At 72.5% G+C, this 16750-nt stretch carries 15 protein-coding genes; 11 read left to right on the forward strand and 4 right to left on the reverse strand.

Annotated features, from left to right (window positions below; genetic code table 11):
- Nucleotides 1-2: 2 nt before the first annotated feature.
- The 3 genes from EMA09_RS21115 to EMA09_RS21125 all read right to left on the reverse strand — a co-directional run bounded on the left by EMA09_RS21115 (nt 3) and on the right by EMA09_RS21125 (nt 2279).
- Nucleotides 3-116 (reverse strand): methionine/alanine import family NSS transporter small subunit, encoded by a 114-nt coding sequence (locus EMA09_RS21115; RefSeq protein WP_129842556.1) that lies wholly within the window; start codon nt 114-116, stop codon nt 3-5.
- Nucleotides 116-1666: a sodium-dependent transporter gene (locus EMA09_RS21120; protein ID WP_129842557.1), complete on the reverse strand. Its 1551-nt coding sequence runs from the start codon at nt 1664-1666 to the stop codon at nt 116-118. The genes EMA09_RS21115 and EMA09_RS21120 overlap by 1 nt, the downstream gene beginning before the upstream one ends.
- Before the next feature lie 136 nt (nt 1667-1802).
- The gene (locus tag EMA09_RS21125) at nt 1803-2279 is read right to left on the reverse strand and encodes a MarR family transcriptional regulator (RefSeq protein ID WP_129842558.1); all 477 of its coding nucleotides are present in this window, start codon (nt 2277-2279) and stop codon (nt 1803-1805) included.
- 326 nt (nt 2280-2605) lie between these two features.
- Here EMA09_RS21125 and EMA09_RS21130 point away from each other — a divergent pair, with 326 nt between their 5' ends.
- The 3 genes from EMA09_RS21130 to EMA09_RS21140 all read left to right on the forward strand — a co-directional run bounded on the left by EMA09_RS21130 (nt 2606) and on the right by EMA09_RS21140 (nt 6815).
- Nucleotides 2606-2950 carry a DUF3817 domain-containing protein gene (locus EMA09_RS21130; RefSeq protein WP_129842559.1) on the forward strand — a complete coding sequence of 115 codons (345 nt, stop codon included), beginning with the start codon at nt 2606-2608 and terminating at the stop codon, nt 2948-2950.
- A 145-nt stretch (nt 2951-3095) separates the two neighbouring features.
- Nucleotides 3096-4880 (forward strand): cellulose synthase catalytic subunit, encoded by a 1785-nt coding sequence (locus tag EMA09_RS21135; protein WP_129842560.1) that lies wholly within the window; start codon nt 3096-3098, stop codon nt 4878-4880.
- A 3-nt stretch (nt 4881-4883) separates the two neighbouring features.
- Nucleotides 4884-6815 (forward strand): kelch motif-containing protein, encoded by a 1932-nt coding sequence (locus EMA09_RS21140; protein ID WP_129842561.1) that lies wholly within the window; start codon nt 4884-4886, stop codon nt 6813-6815.
- 46 nt (nt 6816-6861) lie between these two features.
- Here the strand turns inward: EMA09_RS21140 and EMA09_RS21145 are convergent, their stop codons facing one another.
- Nucleotides 6862-7830 (reverse strand): glycoside hydrolase family 6 protein, encoded by a 969-nt coding sequence (locus EMA09_RS21145; RefSeq protein ID WP_240796496.1) that lies wholly within the window; start codon nt 7828-7830, stop codon nt 6862-6864.
- A gap of 330 nt (nt 7831-8160) precedes the next feature.
- On the opposite strand from EMA09_RS21145, the gene murJ reads away from it, so the two are divergent.
- From murJ to EMA09_RS21185, 8 genes are all read left to right on the forward strand, one after another.
- A complete protein-coding gene (murJ, locus tag EMA09_RS21150) occupies nt 8161-9747 on the forward strand; it encodes a murein biosynthesis integral membrane protein MurJ (RefSeq protein WP_240796706.1) in 1587 nt (528 codons plus the stop codon).
- A gap of 62 nt (nt 9748-9809) precedes the next feature.
- Nucleotides 9810-10349: a MarR family transcriptional regulator gene (locus EMA09_RS21155; protein ID WP_129842564.1), complete on the forward strand. Its 540-nt coding sequence runs from the start codon at nt 9810-9812 to the stop codon at nt 10347-10349.
- Nucleotides 10350-10366: 17 nt separating this feature from the next.
- Nucleotides 10367-10699, forward strand: coding sequence for a DUF3817 domain-containing protein (locus EMA09_RS21160; RefSeq protein WP_129842565.1), 333 nt, complete (start codon nt 10367-10369; stop codon nt 10697-10699).
- Between the two features lie 93 nt (nt 10700-10792).
- Nucleotides 10793-12493 (forward strand): methylmalonyl-CoA mutase family protein, encoded by a 1701-nt coding sequence (locus tag EMA09_RS21165; protein WP_129842566.1) that lies wholly within the window; start codon nt 10793-10795, stop codon nt 12491-12493.
- Nucleotides 12494-12561: 68 nt separating this feature from the next.
- On the forward strand, nt 12562-13542 hold the full coding sequence (locus EMA09_RS21170; RefSeq protein WP_129842567.1) for a tetratricopeptide repeat protein: 981 nt from the start codon (nt 12562-12564) through the stop codon (nt 13540-13542).
- A gap of 462 nt (nt 13543-14004) precedes the next feature.
- Nucleotides 14005-14619: a DUF6230 family protein gene (locus EMA09_RS21175; RefSeq protein ID WP_129842568.1), complete on the forward strand. Its 615-nt coding sequence runs from the start codon at nt 14005-14007 to the stop codon at nt 14617-14619.
- Between the two features lie 145 nt (nt 14620-14764).
- On the forward strand, nt 14765-15337 hold the full coding sequence (locus EMA09_RS21180) for a DUF6114 domain-containing protein (RefSeq protein WP_240796497.1): 573 nt from the start codon (nt 14765-14767) through the stop codon (nt 15335-15337).
- On the forward strand, nt 15327-16727 hold the full coding sequence (locus tag EMA09_RS21185) for a hypothetical protein (RefSeq protein ID WP_129842569.1): 1401 nt from the start codon (nt 15327-15329) through the stop codon (nt 16725-16727). The genes EMA09_RS21180 and EMA09_RS21185 overlap by 11 nt, the downstream gene beginning before the upstream one ends.
- Nucleotides 16728-16750: the final 23 nt, after the last annotated feature.

Genomic DNA, 16750 nt, shown 5'->3' on the forward strand with positions numbered 1-16750 from the left:
TGTCAGTCCTCCGCGCCGGGGTCGGGGTGGGCGCGGAGTTTCAGGACGGCGGCGACCAGGCCGCCCCAGACCACCACCATGGCGATGATCATCATCACGATCGCTGAGGCCGACATCACCGCTCCTCCGTTTCCACCGTCGTGGCACCCGTCGCGGGCACCGGTTCACCGTCGGTCCCGGCGTCGTGCCGCCAGCGCACCAGGGACAGCAGGACGCCCACCACCAGCGCTCCCGCCGCGACGGCCCAGCCGGACCACAGCAGGAACGACGACGAGTAGCCGCCGTAGTTCTCGTCGAACTCGCCCGTGAGGCTGTCCACCATCATCCAGGTCAGCACCAGCGGGGTGACGATGCCGAGGCACAGCCGCCACCACACGCCGAGACCGACCGCCGAGGTGGCGTCGGCGTCCGCCTGGAGCACCGGCAGGCGCCGCAGGACCCAGCTCACCGTGATGACGAGGGCGAGGCCGGCCAGCACGATGCCGTACTGGTTGATGAAGTGGTCGGCCACGTCGAGGAAGTGCAGCCCGCTGTCGTTGGAGAACAGCAGCACCGACACGACGGCCACCGCGCCGCCCACCGACAGCACCGCGGGAACGCGGCGCATGCCCGTCCGGTCCTCGAAGGCGGCCACGATCACCTGGACGATGCTGATCAGCGAGGTCAGCCCGGCGATCACGAGGGAGACGAAGAACAGCACGCCGAACAGCGCGCCCATCGGCATCTCCGAGATGATCTGCGGGAACGCCACGAAGGCGAGCCCGACACCGCTGTCCGTCACCTCGCCGACTCCGACGCCGCTCTGCACGGCCATGAACCCGAGCGTCGCGAACACCGCCACGCCGGCCAGGATCTCGAACGAGCTGTTCGCGAAGGCGGCGACCAGTGCCGAGCCCGTCAGATCCGAGCGCCGGCCGAGGTAGGACGAGTAGGTGATCATGATGCCGAAGCCCACGGACAGCGAGAAGAAGATCTGCCCGTACGCGGCCACCCACACACCGCCGTCGCTGAGGGCTCCCCAGTCGGGCTGGAAGAGGCCCTGCAGGCCGGTCCCCGCGCCGTCGAGCGTCAGCGCCCGCACGACCAGGATCAGGAAGAAGACGACGAGCAGCGGGATGAAGACCATGTTGGCCTTCTCGATGCCGCGCCGCACGCCCAGCGCGAGGATGACGAGCACGACGACCCACACCGCGATCAGCGGCCACGCGACGCCCGGCACGAACTCGGAGATGTGTCCCGGGTCGTCCGTGGTGTGGAGGAACTCGCCGAAGAGGAAGCCCTCGGGGTCGTCGCCCCACGCCTTGGTGACCGAGAAGCCGGTGTACCGCACGGCCCACGCCAGGATGGCCGCGTAGTAGGCGGCGATCACGAAGCAGATGGCGACCTGCCACCAGCCGATCGCCTCGGCCGGCCGCCGCAGCCGCCGCAGCGCGCCCGGCGGCGAGGCGCGGTGCCGTCTGCCGATCGTGTACTCGAGGATCAGCAGCGGGATGCCCGCCGTCAGCAGCGCGCACAGGTAGGGAACGATGAACGCGCCCCCGCCGTTCTCGTAGGTGACGGCCGGGAAACGCCAGATGTTCCCCAGGCCGATGGCCGAGCCGATCGCCGACATGAGGAAGCCCAGGCGGCTTCCCCACTGCTGGCGGCCCGCCTCCTGCTGAGCCATGAGTGCTGCCCCTCGTTCGCTGTGGTGTCCCGTGCACGCGGGCGGTCGGGTGGCGTATCCCCCGCGCACGGCAGGACACACCCGCGTTCACGGCAGCAAACGTTACATGAGGTGCAGTGGGTGTTTTTCGGGCAGGTCAGGGCCGGCCGCGCTCCGCGTGCAGGTGGGAGGCCACCGGCGCCAGCGCCTCGGTGAGTGCCGCGAGGGCCTCGGGCGGCAGGCGGTCGACGAAGTTCCGCCGGACGGAGGCGACATGGTGCGGCGCGACCTCCCGCATCGTCGTCCAGCCGTGCTCGGTGAGGACGGCGAACAGTCCGCGCCGGTCCGCCTCGCAGCTCTCCCGCCGCACGAGCCCGGCCTTCTCCATGCGCGTGATCTGGTGGGAGAGGCGGCTCTTCGACTGGAGGGTGGCCGCCGCGAGGTCGCTCATCCGCATCCGGCGCCCGTCCGACTCGGAGAGGTTGACCAGGATCTCGTAGTCGTTCATGGTCAGCCCGAACGGCTGGAGGTCCCGCTCCAGGCGGTGGGTCAGCAGCTTGCTGACCTCAAGGTGCACGCGCCAGGCGCGCTGCTCCGCGTCGCTGAGCCAGCGGGTCCCCTCGTCCGTCTCCATGCCGAGAACTCTAGTGCCGCGTCAGGCAAGGTTTGCCCGTCAAGGAGCGGCGTCCGGTGCGGTGCATCGCAAGGCGCCGGATCGCAGCTCATACCCGTCGTATTCGCGCGATTCGGCAACGCAGCGAGGTGCCGTGCCGGGCGACGCGACGGGGCGAACCTTGCCTGACGCGGCACTAGCCAACCCGCCGTGTCCCCCGGACGGCCCTGGGTGCCGGCCGGGGACACCGTGCTGCCACAATGGCCGAGACGTTTGTGCGTGCGTTCACAAGCAGGCGCGCGCCGCCCCGCCCGACCCCACGACACCGGACCACGAAAGCGGACCCCATGGACCTCAAGACCGCCACCGCCCTGCGCCGGCTCCGCCTGGTCTCCGCCCCGGAGGCCGTCTCCTTCCTCGTCCTGCTCGTCTGCTCGGTCCTGAAGCGGACCACGGACCTCGACTTCGTGCCGGTCATGGGCGCGGTGCACGGCATCCTGTGGGTGGCGTACGTCCTGTTCTGGGCCGACGCCTGGAACCGCGCCAAGTGGGCGCCGCGCACCGCCGCCTGGTACTTCCTGATGTCGGTCCTGCCGCTCGGCGGCTTCTTCGCCGAACGCGCCCTGCGCCGTCTCCAGGACGACGCCGTCATCGCGGCCCGCGCACGCCGCGAGGGTGTCGTCGGCGCCTGACACGCGCCCCCCGCCGCACGCCGCTGTCACCCTCCGGCGTCATCCGGTAACCCCTCCGGGCCTCCCCGGCTCGACATCCGGCACCCCCTGCCATGGGGTGGGACTTGTCCGATTCGCGGAGTAAGTCCCCGGTGAGGAGGGTGCCGTGCGGCACACACGGCTCGACGGCCACCGCTACGACTACGAGAGGTACAGCAGGCTCGCCGGCCCCGCGGCCGAGCCCGCGCCCGGCTACCGCGTCGCGTACCGCAGCCTGCTCTCCCGCGAGCCGCACCGAATACGAGCCGTCCTCCTCATGACGCTGGCGCCCCTGCTGTCGGCGCTGCTCCTGGTCTGGCTGATCTGGCCGAGCCACTGGACGGACCGCGAGCACGCGCCCTGGTGGCTGCCGGTCGCCGACGCGGTGATGCTCGGCTGCGTCGCGCTGGTCGAGCTGTTCCGGCTCGTCAACGTCGTGTCCATCGCGCACGCGACCCTTGTCGCCCGCGACCCCGTGCCCGTCACGCCGGAACCGGGCACCCGTGTGGCGTTCCTCACCACCTTCGTCCCCGGCAAGGAACCCCTCGCGATGGTCCGCGCCACGCTGGAGGGGGCCGTCCGGCTGCGGCACACCGGGCCGCTGGACGTCTGGCTCCTCGACGAGGGCGACGATCCGGACGCCCGCGCGCTGTGCGAGGAACTCGGCGTGCGGCACTTCTCGCGCCGCGGCGTCGAGGAGTGGAACCAGCCCGACGGGCCGTACCGCGCCCGCACCAAGCACGGGAACTACAACTCCTGGCTGGACGCCCACGGCGACGAGTACGACTTCTTCGCCTCCGTCGACACCGACCACGTCCCGCTCCCCGGCTACCTGGAGCGGATGCTCGGCTACTTCCGCGACCCGGACGTCGCCTTCGTCGTCGGCCCGCAGGTGTACGGCAACTACGCCGGCCCGGTCACCAAGGCGGCCGAGAGCCAGCAGTTCCTCTTCCACGCCCTCATCCAGCGGGCCGGGAACCGCTACGGCTGCCCCATGTTCGTCGGCACCAACAACGCCGTCCGCGTGGACGCCCTGCGGTCCGTCGGCGGCCTGTACGACTCGGTCACCGAGGACATGGCCACCGGCTTCGAGATCCACCGCCGGCGCAACCCCGCCACGGGCCGCCGCTGGCGCTCCGTCTACACGCCCGACGTGCTCGCGGTCGGCGAGGGACCCTCGTGCTGGACCGACTTCTTCACCCAGCAACTGCGCTGGTCGCGCGGCACGTACGAGACGATCTTCCGCCAGTACGGCCGCGGGCGCCGCCGCCACGGCCCCGGCCCGATGCTCAGCTACTCGCTGATGCTCGCGTTCTACCCCATGGCGGCCATCACCTGGACCCTCGGCGTCCTCGGCTGCCTGCTGTACCTGATCCTCGGCGCCTCCGGCACACAGGTCGCCTCGTCGGTGTGGATGATGCTCTACAGCGACGTCGCCGCGCTCCAGATCGGCCTGTACCTGTGGAACAGGCGGCACAACGTCTCCCCCCACGAACCCGAGGGCTCGTCCGGCGCAGCCGGCATGGTCATGTCCGCCCTGTGCGCGCCCGTCTACGCCCGCTCCCTCCTGGACGCGGTGCTGCGGCGGCGCAGCGGGTTCGTCGTCACCCCCAAGGGCGGCCGCGCGAGCGACGACCGGCCCGCCACCTTCCGCCTGCACCTCGCGTGGGCCGCGGTCATCACCGCCGCGCTCGTCGCGTCGTGCTTCCTCGGCCACGGGCACACGGCGATGCGGGTCTGGTCGCTGCTCGCCCTCGTCGTCTGCCTCGCCCCGCCCACCGTCTGGGCCTGGACCGGCCGCCGCGCGCGGACGCAGGTACCGCCCGGCGGCGTCCCCGTCACCGCCGACCAGGAATCCACCCCCGAGACCGCGGCGCCCCGCCCCGTCGCCGCGACGACCAGTGGGAGCTGACACATGAGGTACCGCCCGAGCAAAGGGCTCAAGAAGACCGTCATCGGCACCGGCGTCACGCTCGTCCTCGCCGGCATGAACGCCCCCGCCGCGCTGAGCTTCGCGCAGGACCGGCTGCACGAGTACCGCATATCCCGGCCCGAGTACAAGGCGGAGTACGGCTCCTGGCAGGTGATGGACGTCCCCGAGGAGTTCAGGACGAACGCCATCCACGCCGCGCTCCTGCACACCGGGAAGGTCCTGCTGATCGCCGGGTCGGGCAACGAGCAGGAGACCTTCGACGCCGGGACGTTCGACTCGATCCTGTGGAACCCGGCGGACAACACGTACAAGAAGGTCGAGACCCCCGACGACCTGTTCTGCTCGGGCCACGCCGCCCTCCCCGACGGCCGGCTCCTCGTCGCCGGCGGCACGGCGCGCTACGAGGTCCTCGGCGACGACGTGACCCGGGCCGGCGGCGCGATGCTCATCAAGAACGAGGACCCGGACCACCGCCGCACCTTCCCCGAGGGCACCCGGCTGCGCTCCCCGGACGGCCGCGAGTACCTGACCGAGGCCGACATCACCGTCCCCGCCGCCACCAAGACGGAGGACGAGGACGGCGAGGTGACCGTCACCGCGTCCGAGGCGCGGGTCTTCGTCGTGGCCGCCGAGGAGGGCGAGGAGTACGTCACGGAGGAGTCGGCGCAGTACGAGATCGTCGGGCTGAAGGGCGAGGACGCCCGCAACCTCTACGGCATGGCCGGGCCGATCACCCTGGACGACCAGGACTTCCAGGGCATCAAGGCGGCCTACGAGTTCGACCCGGTCGCCGAGAAGTACGTCCCCGTCCAGTCGATGGACGAGGCCCGCTGGTACCCGACCCTCACGGCCCTGCCCGACGGCCGCGTCCTCACCGTCTCCGGGCTCGACGACGTCGGCGAGGTCGTCCCCGGCATCACCGAGATCTACGACCCGGAGACGAAGACCTGGTCCGAGGGGCCCGAGCGCTACTTCCCTACCTATCCCGCGCTGTTCCTCACCGAGGGCGGCGAACTGTTCTACACGGGCTCCAACGCCGGCTACGGGCCGGCCGACAAGGGCCGCGAACCGGGCCTGTGGGACCTGGAGACCAACACCTTCACCGAGGTCGGCGGCCTGTCGGACGCCGACCAGCTGGAGACCTCCGCCTCCCTGCTGCTGCCGCCCGCGCAGGACCAGCGCTTCATGGTGCTGGGCGGCGGCGGGGTGGGGGAGTCGGAGAAGTCCACGGCCCGCACCGCGCTGATCGACCTGGACGACGAGAACCCCGCCTACCGCGACGGCCCCGACCTGCCGCAGGGCACCCGCTACCTGTCCAGCGTCATCCTCCCCGACGACACGGTCTTCACGACCGGCGGCTCCGAGGACTACCGGGGACGCGGCGAGAGCGACGTGCTGAAGGCGCAGTTCTACGACCCGGAGAAGAACGAGTTCCGCGAGGCCGCCGCGCCGACCGTGGGCCGCAACTACCACTCCGAGGCCCTGCTGCTGCCCGACGGCCGCGTCGCCACGTTCGGCTCCGACCCGCTCTTCGGCGACCGGGACAACACGCGCGAGGGCACGTTCGAGGACCGCGTCGAGATCTACACGCCGCCCTACCTCCAGGGGGAACGCGGCGAGAACCGGCCCGTCCTCGGCGACGGACCCGACCGGGCCGAACCCGGCGGCAGCCTCACCTTCGCCACCGACGACGCCGACCGCATCGCCGAGGCCCGCCTCATGCGTCCGAGCGCCGTCACCCACACGACCGACGTGGAGCAGCGGTCCATCGAGCTGGGGGTCGCGACGGGCGACGGCGAGGTGACGTTCGCCGTGCCGGACGACCCGTCGCTGGTGCCGCCCGGCTGGTACATGCTGTTCGCGCTCGACGACGAGGGCACGCCGAGCGTGGCGAGCTGGGTGCAGGTCGGCTGACGGGGCACGCCCCGCGCGCGGCGCCGCGGCCCGGCACCGGCCGGTGTCACGGCGCCGCGGCGCGCGCGAGTTCCAGCGCGTACTCGGGCCACCACTCGCCGGCCGCCGGACCGCCCCGGCACTCGCCGTCCGACTCGCCGGGGCGTTTGATCCACAGGAACGCGTCGGCCAGCGCCTCGCCGGTCTCCGCCGTGGGCGGTGTGCCGAGCGCGCGGCCCGGGGGATTGCACCACGACTCGTCCCCGCCGTCGTAGGGGCCGTTGCCGTTGCGGCTGGTGTCGATCACGAAGTGGGCGCCGCCGAGCATGTCGGACAGGACGCGGCCGTAGGCGATGTTGTCGGAGAGCGTCTGGAAGTTCGCCACGTTGAGGGCGAAGCCGTCGGCCCGCTCCACGCCGGAGCGGCGCAGCGGCTCGGCGATCCGGTTCGGGTCGGCGATCCACGCCGGGTTGCCCGCGTCCAGGTAGACGCGGGTGTGCGGCTGCTGCTTCAGCCGGTCCACGGCGCCGGCGAGCGCGTCGAGCCGGTCCTCCACGTACATCGGCGCCGTGCAGCCGTCCGCCGTGTGCGGGACGGCGTCCGGCTCCAGGACGACGATCGCGTGCGCGTCCCCGATGCCGGTGGCGAGCGCGTCGATCCAGCGGGCGTACGCGGCCTCGTCGTCGGCGCCGCCTTGCGAGTACTGGCCGCAGTCGCGGTGCGGGATGTTGTACGCCACGAGGACGGCGGTGCTGTCGGTGGCCGCAGCGGCCGACGTCAGCTCGCGCGCCCACCGCTCCGGGTCCTCCTCGCCCGGCGCCCAGTGCGCGAGCGGCCGGTCCGCGATCCGCCGCATCAGCGCGGCGTCCTCGGTGCGGCCGGACGCCTCCCACTCCTCGACCTGACGCGCGGCCGGGCTCCCGGGATCGACCCAGTACCGGTCCTCGATGCCGGCCGCGGCCGCGGCGCTCCCCTCCTCCCGGCCATCGGAGGCGTCGCCGCCCCCGAGCACCCGAGCGCGAGGATCGCGCAGCACAGGACGGCGGTGGCTGATGAACGACGCAGCATGACGTCATCGTGACACGGGGTGACCTCCCGGCCGGGGACCCGCCGCCGCGCGGGCGGACCGCGCGCCCCGCCGCCGGTCGGGGCGGGTGTCACCCACATGGCAGAATCACGGCCCGTGGGGAGACACAGCCGGCCCGGGGCCGTCGTCGAGGGCGTCGGAGGCACCGGGGCCGGGGAGCACGCCGTCACGGGGGGCGAGCCGCCCCGTCCGACCGGCCGGCACCGTGCCCCCGCCCCGCCGGACGAGCCGCGGGCGCGGCCGGCCGGCACCATCTCCGCGGGCCGGGGCAGCGCCCTCATGGCGCTCGGCTCCCTCGTCTCCCGCGCGACCGGCTTCCTGCGCACCGCCGTCGTCGTCGCCGCGCTCGGCACGGCCCTGCTCGGCGAGACCTACCAGATCGCCAACACCGTCCCCAACATCGTCTACTTCCTGATCCTCGGTGGCGCGCTCAACTCCGTCTTCGTCCCCGAACTCGTCCGCGCCCGCCGCACCCACCCGGACGGCGGCGCCGCGCACACCGACCGCATCCTCACGGCCTGCCTCCTCGGCCTCCTGCTGCTGACGGCCGCCGCCGTCCTGGCCGCGCCGTGGATCGTCACCGCCTACGCGCCCGACTTCACCGGTGCGCAGCGGGACCTGACCGTCGCCCTGGCCCGCTACTGCCTGCCGCAGATCCTGCTGTACGGCCTGTTCACGCTCCTCGGCCAGGTCCTCAACGTCGACGGGCGCTTCGGCGCGATGATGTGGGCGCCGGTCCTGAACAACGTCGTCGTCATCGGTGTCTTCGGCCTGTTCCTCGTGATCGCGGGCGACGTCACGGACGCCGGCGCGATGAGCGGCGGGCAGGCGCTGCTGCTCGGTGCCGGCAGCACGGCCGGCGTCCTCGCCCAGACCGTCGCGCTCGTGCCGTCGCTGCGGAGGGCCGGGTTCCGCTGGCGGCCGCGGCTCGACCTGCGGGGCGCCGGCCTGTCGGCGCCGCTGCGCGCGGCCGTGTGGACGGTCCTCCTCGTCCTGGTCAACCAGCTCGCCCTGTGGGTCGTCACGAGCCTCGCCACCTCGGCCGCCGTCCGGGCCGCCGCCGACGGCGTCACCACGGGCGTCGGGTTCGCCGCGTACACCAACGCCTACCAGCTCTGGGTGGTGCCACAGGGCATCATCACCGTCTCCCTCGCGACCGCGCTGCTGCCGCGGATGAGCGCCTCGGTCGCCGACGGCTCGCCCGCCGCGGCGGGCCGCGACCTGTCCTGGGGCCTGCGCCGCAACGCCGTCGCCGTCGTCCCGGCGGCGCTGGCGTTCCTCGCGTTCGCGCCGCAGGTGACGGGCGTGATCTTCCAGTACGGGCAGACATCCGACGACGACGTGCGGGTCCTCGCCTGGATCCTCATGGCGTTCGCCCCGGGGCTGCCGGCCTTCGCGGGGCAGTACCTGTCCGCCCGCGCCTTCTACGCACTCGGCGACACCCGCACCCCCTTCCTGCTGAACCTCGTCATCGCCACCACCCAGGCGGCCCTGGCCGGCTGCTCCTACCTCCTGCTGCCGCCGCGCTGGGCCGTCGTCGGCATGGCCGGCGGCTATGCCGTCGCCTGCACGGTCGGTCTGTTCTGCACGACGCGGACGCTCGTCCGCCGCCTCGGCAGGTGGCCCGGCACGCTCGGCACCCACGTCCGCGTCGCCCTGGCGGCGGCGCCCGGCGCGGTCGGCGGGCACCTGCTCGCCGAGTGGTGCGCGGGGCGGCTCGGCGGCGGCCCGGCCGGGTCGGCTGCCGGTCTCGCGGCGGGCGGCACCGTGCTCCTCGTCTCGGTGGTCGCGCTGGCCGGGCCGTTGCGCGTGCCCGAGGTGCGCGCGCTGCTCCGGCCCGTGCTGCGGCGTCTGCGCAGGCGGTGACGGCGGGAACGGGGGGCGGGTGCGCCCCGGCGTTCGTATGACCAGCCGGTAGGGTCGCTGGCGTGTCCAAACCGCTGAGCCTTCCCTTCGACCCGATCGCCCGCGCGGACGAACTGTGGAAGCGGCACTGGGGCTCCGTCCCCGCGATGTCCGCCATCACGTCGATCATGCGGGCCCACCAGATCCTGCTGTCCGAGGTGGACGCGGTGGTCAGGCCGTACGGACTGACGTTCGCCCGGTACGAGGCGCTCGTGCTGCTCACCTTCAGCAAAAAGGGCGAACTCCCGATGTCCAAGATCGGTGAGCGGCTCATGGTGCACCCCACCTCCGTGACGAACACGGTCGACCGCCTCGTCCGCTCCGGGCTGGTCACGAAGCGCCCCAACCCGAACGACGGACGCGGCACGCTCGCCTCCATCACGGACGAGGGACGCGCCGTCTGCGACGCGGCCACCCGCGACCTGATGGCCATGGACTTCGGCCTCGGCGTGTACGACGCGGAGGAGTGCGCGGAGATCTTCGCCCTGCTGCGACCCCTGCGCGTGGCGGCGCAGGACTTCGATGCTCCGGGGGAGGGGGCCGGGCGGGAACGCCCCGAATGACCGGTTAGGCTCGCCGTATGAAGCGGAGTGTGCTCACGCGTTACCGGGCGATGGCGTATGTCACCGCCGTCATGCTGCTCGTCCTGTGTGTCTGCATGGTCGTCAAGTACGGCTTCGGCGCCGGCGAGGACGTAACCCTGTTCGTGGCCCAGATCCACGGGGTGCTGTTCATCCTCTACCTGATCTTCGCGTTCGACCTGGGGCAGAAGGCCCGCTGGCCGTTCGGGAAGCTGCTGTGGGTCCTGGTCGCCGGGACGATCCCGACCGCCGCCTTCTTCGTGGAGCGCCGGGTCGTCGCCGAGACCGAGCCGCTGATCGAGGCGCCGGAGCAGGAGCCCGCGGGCGTCTGACCGCAGGCCGGGCGTGCGCCCCCCGCCGGGGGGCGGCGCCCTCGTGGCCCGCGCCGCGGCCCGTTTACTTGGACTTCCTAGTAAATTGGTCGTATGGACGACGACGCCATCACCGCGGGCCGCCGACGCTGGCAGGCCCGCTTCGACGCGGCCCGCACCCGGGACGCGGACTTCACCACGCTCTCCGGCGACCCCGTGGAGCCCGTCTACGGCCCCCGCCCCGGCGACCGGTACGAGGGCTTCGCGCGCATCGGCTGGCCCGGCGAGTTCCCCTTCACCCGGGGGCTCCACCCCACCGGCTACCGCGGCCGCACCTGGACGATCCGGCAGTTCGCCGGCTTCGGCGACGCCCGCAGCACCAACGAGCGCTACCACACCATCCTCCGCAACGGGGGCGGCGGCCTGTCCGTCGCCTTCGACATGCCGACCCTCATGGGCCGCGACTCCGACGACCCCCTCGCGCTCGGCGAGGTCGGCCACTGCGGCGTCGCCGTGGACTCCGCCGCCGACATGGACGTGCTGTTCGACGGCATCCCGCTGGGCGAGGTCACCACCTCGATGACGATCAGCGGTCCCGCCGTCCCCGTCTTCTGCATGTACCTGGTCGCGGCCGAACGCCAGGGCGCCGACATCGCGAAGCTCGACGGCACCCTCCAGACGGACATCTTCAAGGAGTACATCGCGCAGAAGGAGTGGCTCTTCGGCCCGGCGCCGCACCTGCGCCTCATCGGCGACCTCATGGAGTTCTGCGCGGCCCGCATCCCCGCGTACAAGCCGCTGTCGGTGTCGGGCTACCACATCCGGGAGGCGGGCTCGACGGCCGCGCAGGAGCTGGCGTTCACCCTCGCCGACGGCTTCGGGTACGTGGAGCTGGGCCGCTCCCGCGGTCTCGACGTGGACACCTTCGCGCCGGGCCTGTCGTTCTTCTTCGACGCGCACATCGACTTCTTCGAGGAGATCGCGAAGTTCCGCGCCGCCCGCCGCATCTGGGCGCGCTGGATGCGCGACCGGTACGGCGCCACGACGGACCGGGCGCAGTGGCTCCGCTTCCACACGCAGACCGCCGGGGTGTCCCTCACCGCCCAGCAGCCGTACAACAACGTCGTGCGCACGGCCGTCGAGGCCCTGTCCGCCGTCCTCGGCGGCACCAACTCCCTGCACACCAACGCCCTCGACGAGACGCTGGCGCTGCCCAGCGAGCGGGCAGCCGAGATCGCCCTGCGCACGCAGCAGGTCCTCATGGAGGAGACCGGCGTCACCTCGGTGGCCGACCCCCTCGGCGGCTCCTGGTACGTGGAGCAGCTCACCGACCGGATCGAGGCCGACGCCGAACGGATCTTCGAGGAGATCCTGGAGAAGGGCCGCCGTGCCCGGCCGGACGGGCGGCACCCCATCGGCCCGGTCACCTCCGGGCTGCTCGCCGGCATCGAGGACGGGTGGTTCACCGGCCGGATCGCGGAGGCGTCCTTCACCTACCAGCGCGCGCTGGAGAAGGGCGACAAGCGCGTCGTGGGCGTCAACGTCCACACCGGCTCCGTCACGGGCGACCTGGAGATCCTGCGGGTCGGCGACGCCGTGGAGCGCGAGCAGGTCCGCGCGCTCGCCGACCGCCGTGCCGCCCGCGACGACGCCGCCGTACGGGCCGCGCTCGCCGCGATGCTGGACGCCGCCCGGTCGGGCCGCAACATGATCGAGCCCATGCTGGCGGCCGCCCGCAGCGAGGCGACGCTGGGCGAGATCTGCGGCGCGCTGAAGGACGAGTGGGGCGTGTACCGGGAGCCGCCCGGCTTCTGACCCCCGCCCGGGTGGCCGGGCGCCCGCCCCCGTACCGGAACGGCACCGGAAGGAGGGAGACTGGTGCCATGCAGCCACGCAACATGTCCATCAGCGGAGCCGTCGACCTCTCTGCGGTGAAGGCCGCCGCCGAGGCCCGGGAGAAGGCCGAACAGGCCCGCGCGCAGCGCGCCGCCCAGCAGCAGGAGGGTGACGCGCCCGCGGCGGCGGCCGCCGCCGTCCCGCTCGTGGTCGATGTCGACGAGGCGGGCTTCGAGCAGGAGGTGCTGCAGCGCAGCACCGAGGTGCCCGTCGTCATCGACTTCTGGGCCGAGTGGTGCCAGCCGTGCAAGCAGCTCAGCCCGGTCCTGGAGCGGCTGGCCGCGGAGTACGCCGGCAAGTTCGTGCTCGCCAAGATCGACGTGGACAGCAACCAGATGCTGTTCCAGCAGTTCGGCGTGCAGGGCATCCCGGCCGTCTTCGCCGTCGTCGCGGGTCAGGCGCTGCCGCTGTTCCAGGGCGCGGCGCCGGAGCCGCAGGTGCGGCAGGTCCTCGACCAGCTGATCGCGGCGGCCGAGCAGCGGTTCGGCATCGTCGGGCAGCCGGTGGACCCGGAGCAGGCGGCGCAGGCCGGCCCGCGGCCGCCCGCCGTTCCGCAGAACCCGGCGCTCGCCGCGGCCCACGCGGCCCTCGACTCGGGCGATCTGAACGGCGCGATCCAGGCGTACGAGAACGTCCTGACCGACCACCCGGCCGAGGAGGAGGCCCGCATCGGCCTCGCGCAGGCCCGGCTCCTCCAGCGGGTGCACGCGGCGGACCAGGAGCGGGTGCGCAGGGACGCGGCGGAGCGTCCGGCCGACGTCGCGGCGCAGCTCGCCGTCGCCGACCTCGACCTGGCCGGCGGTCATGTGGAGGACGCGTTCAGCCGGATCGTCTCCACCGTGCAGCGCACCGCGGGCGACGACCGCGAGACGGCACGGGTCCGGCTCCTGGAACTCTTCGATGTCGTCGGTGGCGATGACCCGAGGGTCGTCGCCGCACGGCAGGCCCTCGCGCGGGTGCTCTTCTGATCCGATCCCGCCCTTCCCCCCGTTCCGTGGCCGCGCTTTACCGAAACTTGGTGAAGCGCGGCCACCTCTACGTTCGGTGAACGGCACGCGTGACGCGCGGCCGGATCCGCGGGGTTGGCCGTGGTTTGGGGTGTTTCGGGACGGCAGCGAAGCGTGGCGCACCCGGCCGGGGACCCGGTGCCCCGCCCTATCTTCTTTACTGGTAAGTAAGCAACCCCTTGTGTCTGCGCGGGAGATGGACCACGATCGGATGACCGGAGGTGTCATACCGCCGGTCCGGGACAGGGGAGTCCCCACCGCGGTGGGACCTGTGCCGGTGGACCGCCGCCCGCCGGCGGTCCGTGGCAGACGCCGGGGTGCAGACCGGCGGCATCGCGCTGCTCCTCCCCAGGCGCCGGACGGTTCGCGGAACCGGGGCTCGCCGGGAGCCTCGGGGATGCTCGTCCGAAAAGGAGGAAACCAATGGAGTCTCAGGCTCGCGGCGGCACCAGATGGCGGCGGTTCGGTCTGGTCATGGTGCCGAGCGTGGCCGCCACAGCCGCGATAGGCGTCGCCATCGGCTCGGGGGCGCTGGCCGCGTCCCTCACCATGTCGGGTGACCAGTTCAAGGTCAGGGTCGCGTCGCTGGACGGCGACGGCTTCGTCCAGTACGGGACGACCATCACCGCGTCGGGCGAAGGGGACCGCGCTGTCGCCGCCTCGTCGTTCTCGCACGCGGACATCGTCGATCTCTGCCAGTCGGTCGTGGTGGACCTCCCGGTCCTGGGCGAGTACACGCTCAAGATCACGGCAGGTACCGACCCCGAGAACCCGGTGGTGGCCGAGAACCTGTTCATCGACGTGACCCAGCTCGACGCCCAGGCGACCTTCACCAACATCGAGATCGGCGTCAGTACCGGTTCCACGGGGCGCATCCGGGACGGCGAGGACACCGACGAGGACTCGTTCGCGCAGCGGTCCGACGGGGTCTACCTGACGGACGTCGAGCAGGTCGCGTACGGCACGTCCGCCGGCTCGTTCAAACTCACCGACCTGAGCCTGAGTCTGCACCGGGGCTCGGAAGAAGAGTGCTTCTGACCGAACCACGCCCCGGAGCTGTGGGCGGCGCGCCGGCGGCCGCTCCTGCTCCGGGGAGGACGGGGCGCAGCGATCCCGCGCGGCCGGTCCGGACCGCCGTATCGTGCATCCCGCCACCGAACGCGCCACCAGGGGAGTACGTGCTGTGAGTGTCAACACCGAAGAGCGAGCCGGGGTCTCCGCGATAGCCGGGGGACGCGTCGCGTTCCGGAACTTCCGGTGGAGCAGGCCGTTCTGGGCGGGGCTCTTCGTCATGGTCGCGGGCGGCCCCATCCTGTGGATGCCCTACGCCAACCTGACGATCGGTCAGCTGAATGTCCGGCTGGCCACCACCGCGGGGGCCAGCTCAGCGGTGATCGGGATCCTGCTGGTCGTGCTGGGTCTCACCATCTGGTTCCAGCCGCACGTCCGCATCTTCGCCGGGGTCGCGGCCATCCTGCTGTCGCTGGTCTCGCTGGTCGTGGCCAACTTCGGCGGCGGATTCATCGGCTTCCTGCTGGGGCTCGTCGGCGGCGCGATGAGTGTCGCCTGGGTGCCGGGCACGGCGGCACCGGCCGCCGGGAGCGGTGCGGGCGGCGCCGCCGGAAGCGCGGGCGGGGAGGGGGAGACGGCGCGGCCGGCCGGCGCGCGGGGCACCGGGAGCGCGCTCGCCGCCTTCGGGGGAACCGCGCCGGGCCGCGACACCGAATCGGGGAAGGAAGGCGAAGGTGCCGACTGACGACATAGCCGCGGGGGACGGGGGCGCGGGACCCGGCACACGGGTCCGGACGCTGCGCAGCAGGATCCAGATGCCGGTGGGCAAGGTCATCGCGCTCGTGGCGATGCCGTCCGCCGCGCTGCTCGGCCTCGGTATCGGCTCGCCGCTGGCGAAGGCCGACACGCAGCCGCCGGAGAACCCGTTCCAGGACCGTCCGTGCGTCACGGCCCCGGACGAGGAGGCGGCGGACACCGGGGACCCGGAAGAGGCCGGGGACGAAGCCGAGGAGGACGGGGGTACGGAGGAGACCGCGCCCGGGGACGGCTCCCCGGAGCCGGAGCCGACCGGGGAGGACGCGGCGCCGGGGGACGCGGGGGAGACCGAGGCTCCGGAGGCGGACGGCGGAGCCGAGGAGTCGGGGGAGGCCGAGGAGCCCGCCGAACCGCAGGCACCCGCCGACACGGAAGAACCCGAGGAACCCGGGGAATCCGAGGAGCCGCAGGAGGAGGAGACGTTCAACCCCTGGGATCCGCTGGGGATCGGCCAGGGGCTGTCCGACCTCGGGGACGCGCTGGAGGACATCTTCGTCCCGGGCGGTGACGAGGAGGACGCCGAGGCCGGTGAGTCGGGGGAGACCGGGGCGACGGAAGAACCGCAGGAGCCCGAGGCACCTGCGGACACCCAGGAGCCCGACGAATCCGAGGAGCCCGAGGCTCCCGCTGACACCGGGGAACCCGAAGAATCCGAGGAATCCGAGGCGCCGGCGGACAGCGAGCCCGACGAGGAGGCCGACGGCACCGCCGAGGACACCGGCGGGACGGACGGCGCGGGGGACGAGGACACCGAGGGGACGGACGCCGGCGGGGCGGACGACCCGTTCGCCGAGGACGAGCAGGGCCGCGAGCCGTACCCCTGCCCGACCGAGCAGCACGTCGCCGGCACCGACGAGACACCGCCCATCGTGCTCCCCGACGACCCCTGGTACCTCGACGCCACCTACCTCACGCTGCGCGGCCTCGACTACCACGGCGTGGTCAACGTCCCGACATCGAGCGGGCAGGTCAAGCAGGTGCTGAAGTTCACCGTGGAGAGCGTCGACATCGGCGACCTGCACCAGATCGTGGACGAGGCGGGCAGCTCCACCCGGTACCACGTGACGACCGAGCAGGGCTCCAACTCGACGTTCCGCAACGGCACGGTCACCATGTACACGGAGCGCCTCGAAGGGAACCTCTTCGGCGTCATCCCGATCGTCTTCGACCCCGAGCACGAGCCGCCGCTCGACATCCCCATCGCCTACTTCACGGACGTGTTCGTGACGCAGGCCGGCCAGTTCGGCGGCGATCTGACCATGACGGGCATGAACATCTTCACCACCGAGGACGGCCCCACCACCGGTCCCGAGGACTGAGCGGACAGCACAACGGCGGGTGC

It is taken from the genome of Streptomyces sp. RFCAC02 (genome assembly GCF_004193175.1).
Taxonomy (GTDB): domain Bacteria; phylum Actinomycetota; class Actinomycetes; order Streptomycetales; family Streptomycetaceae; genus Streptomyces.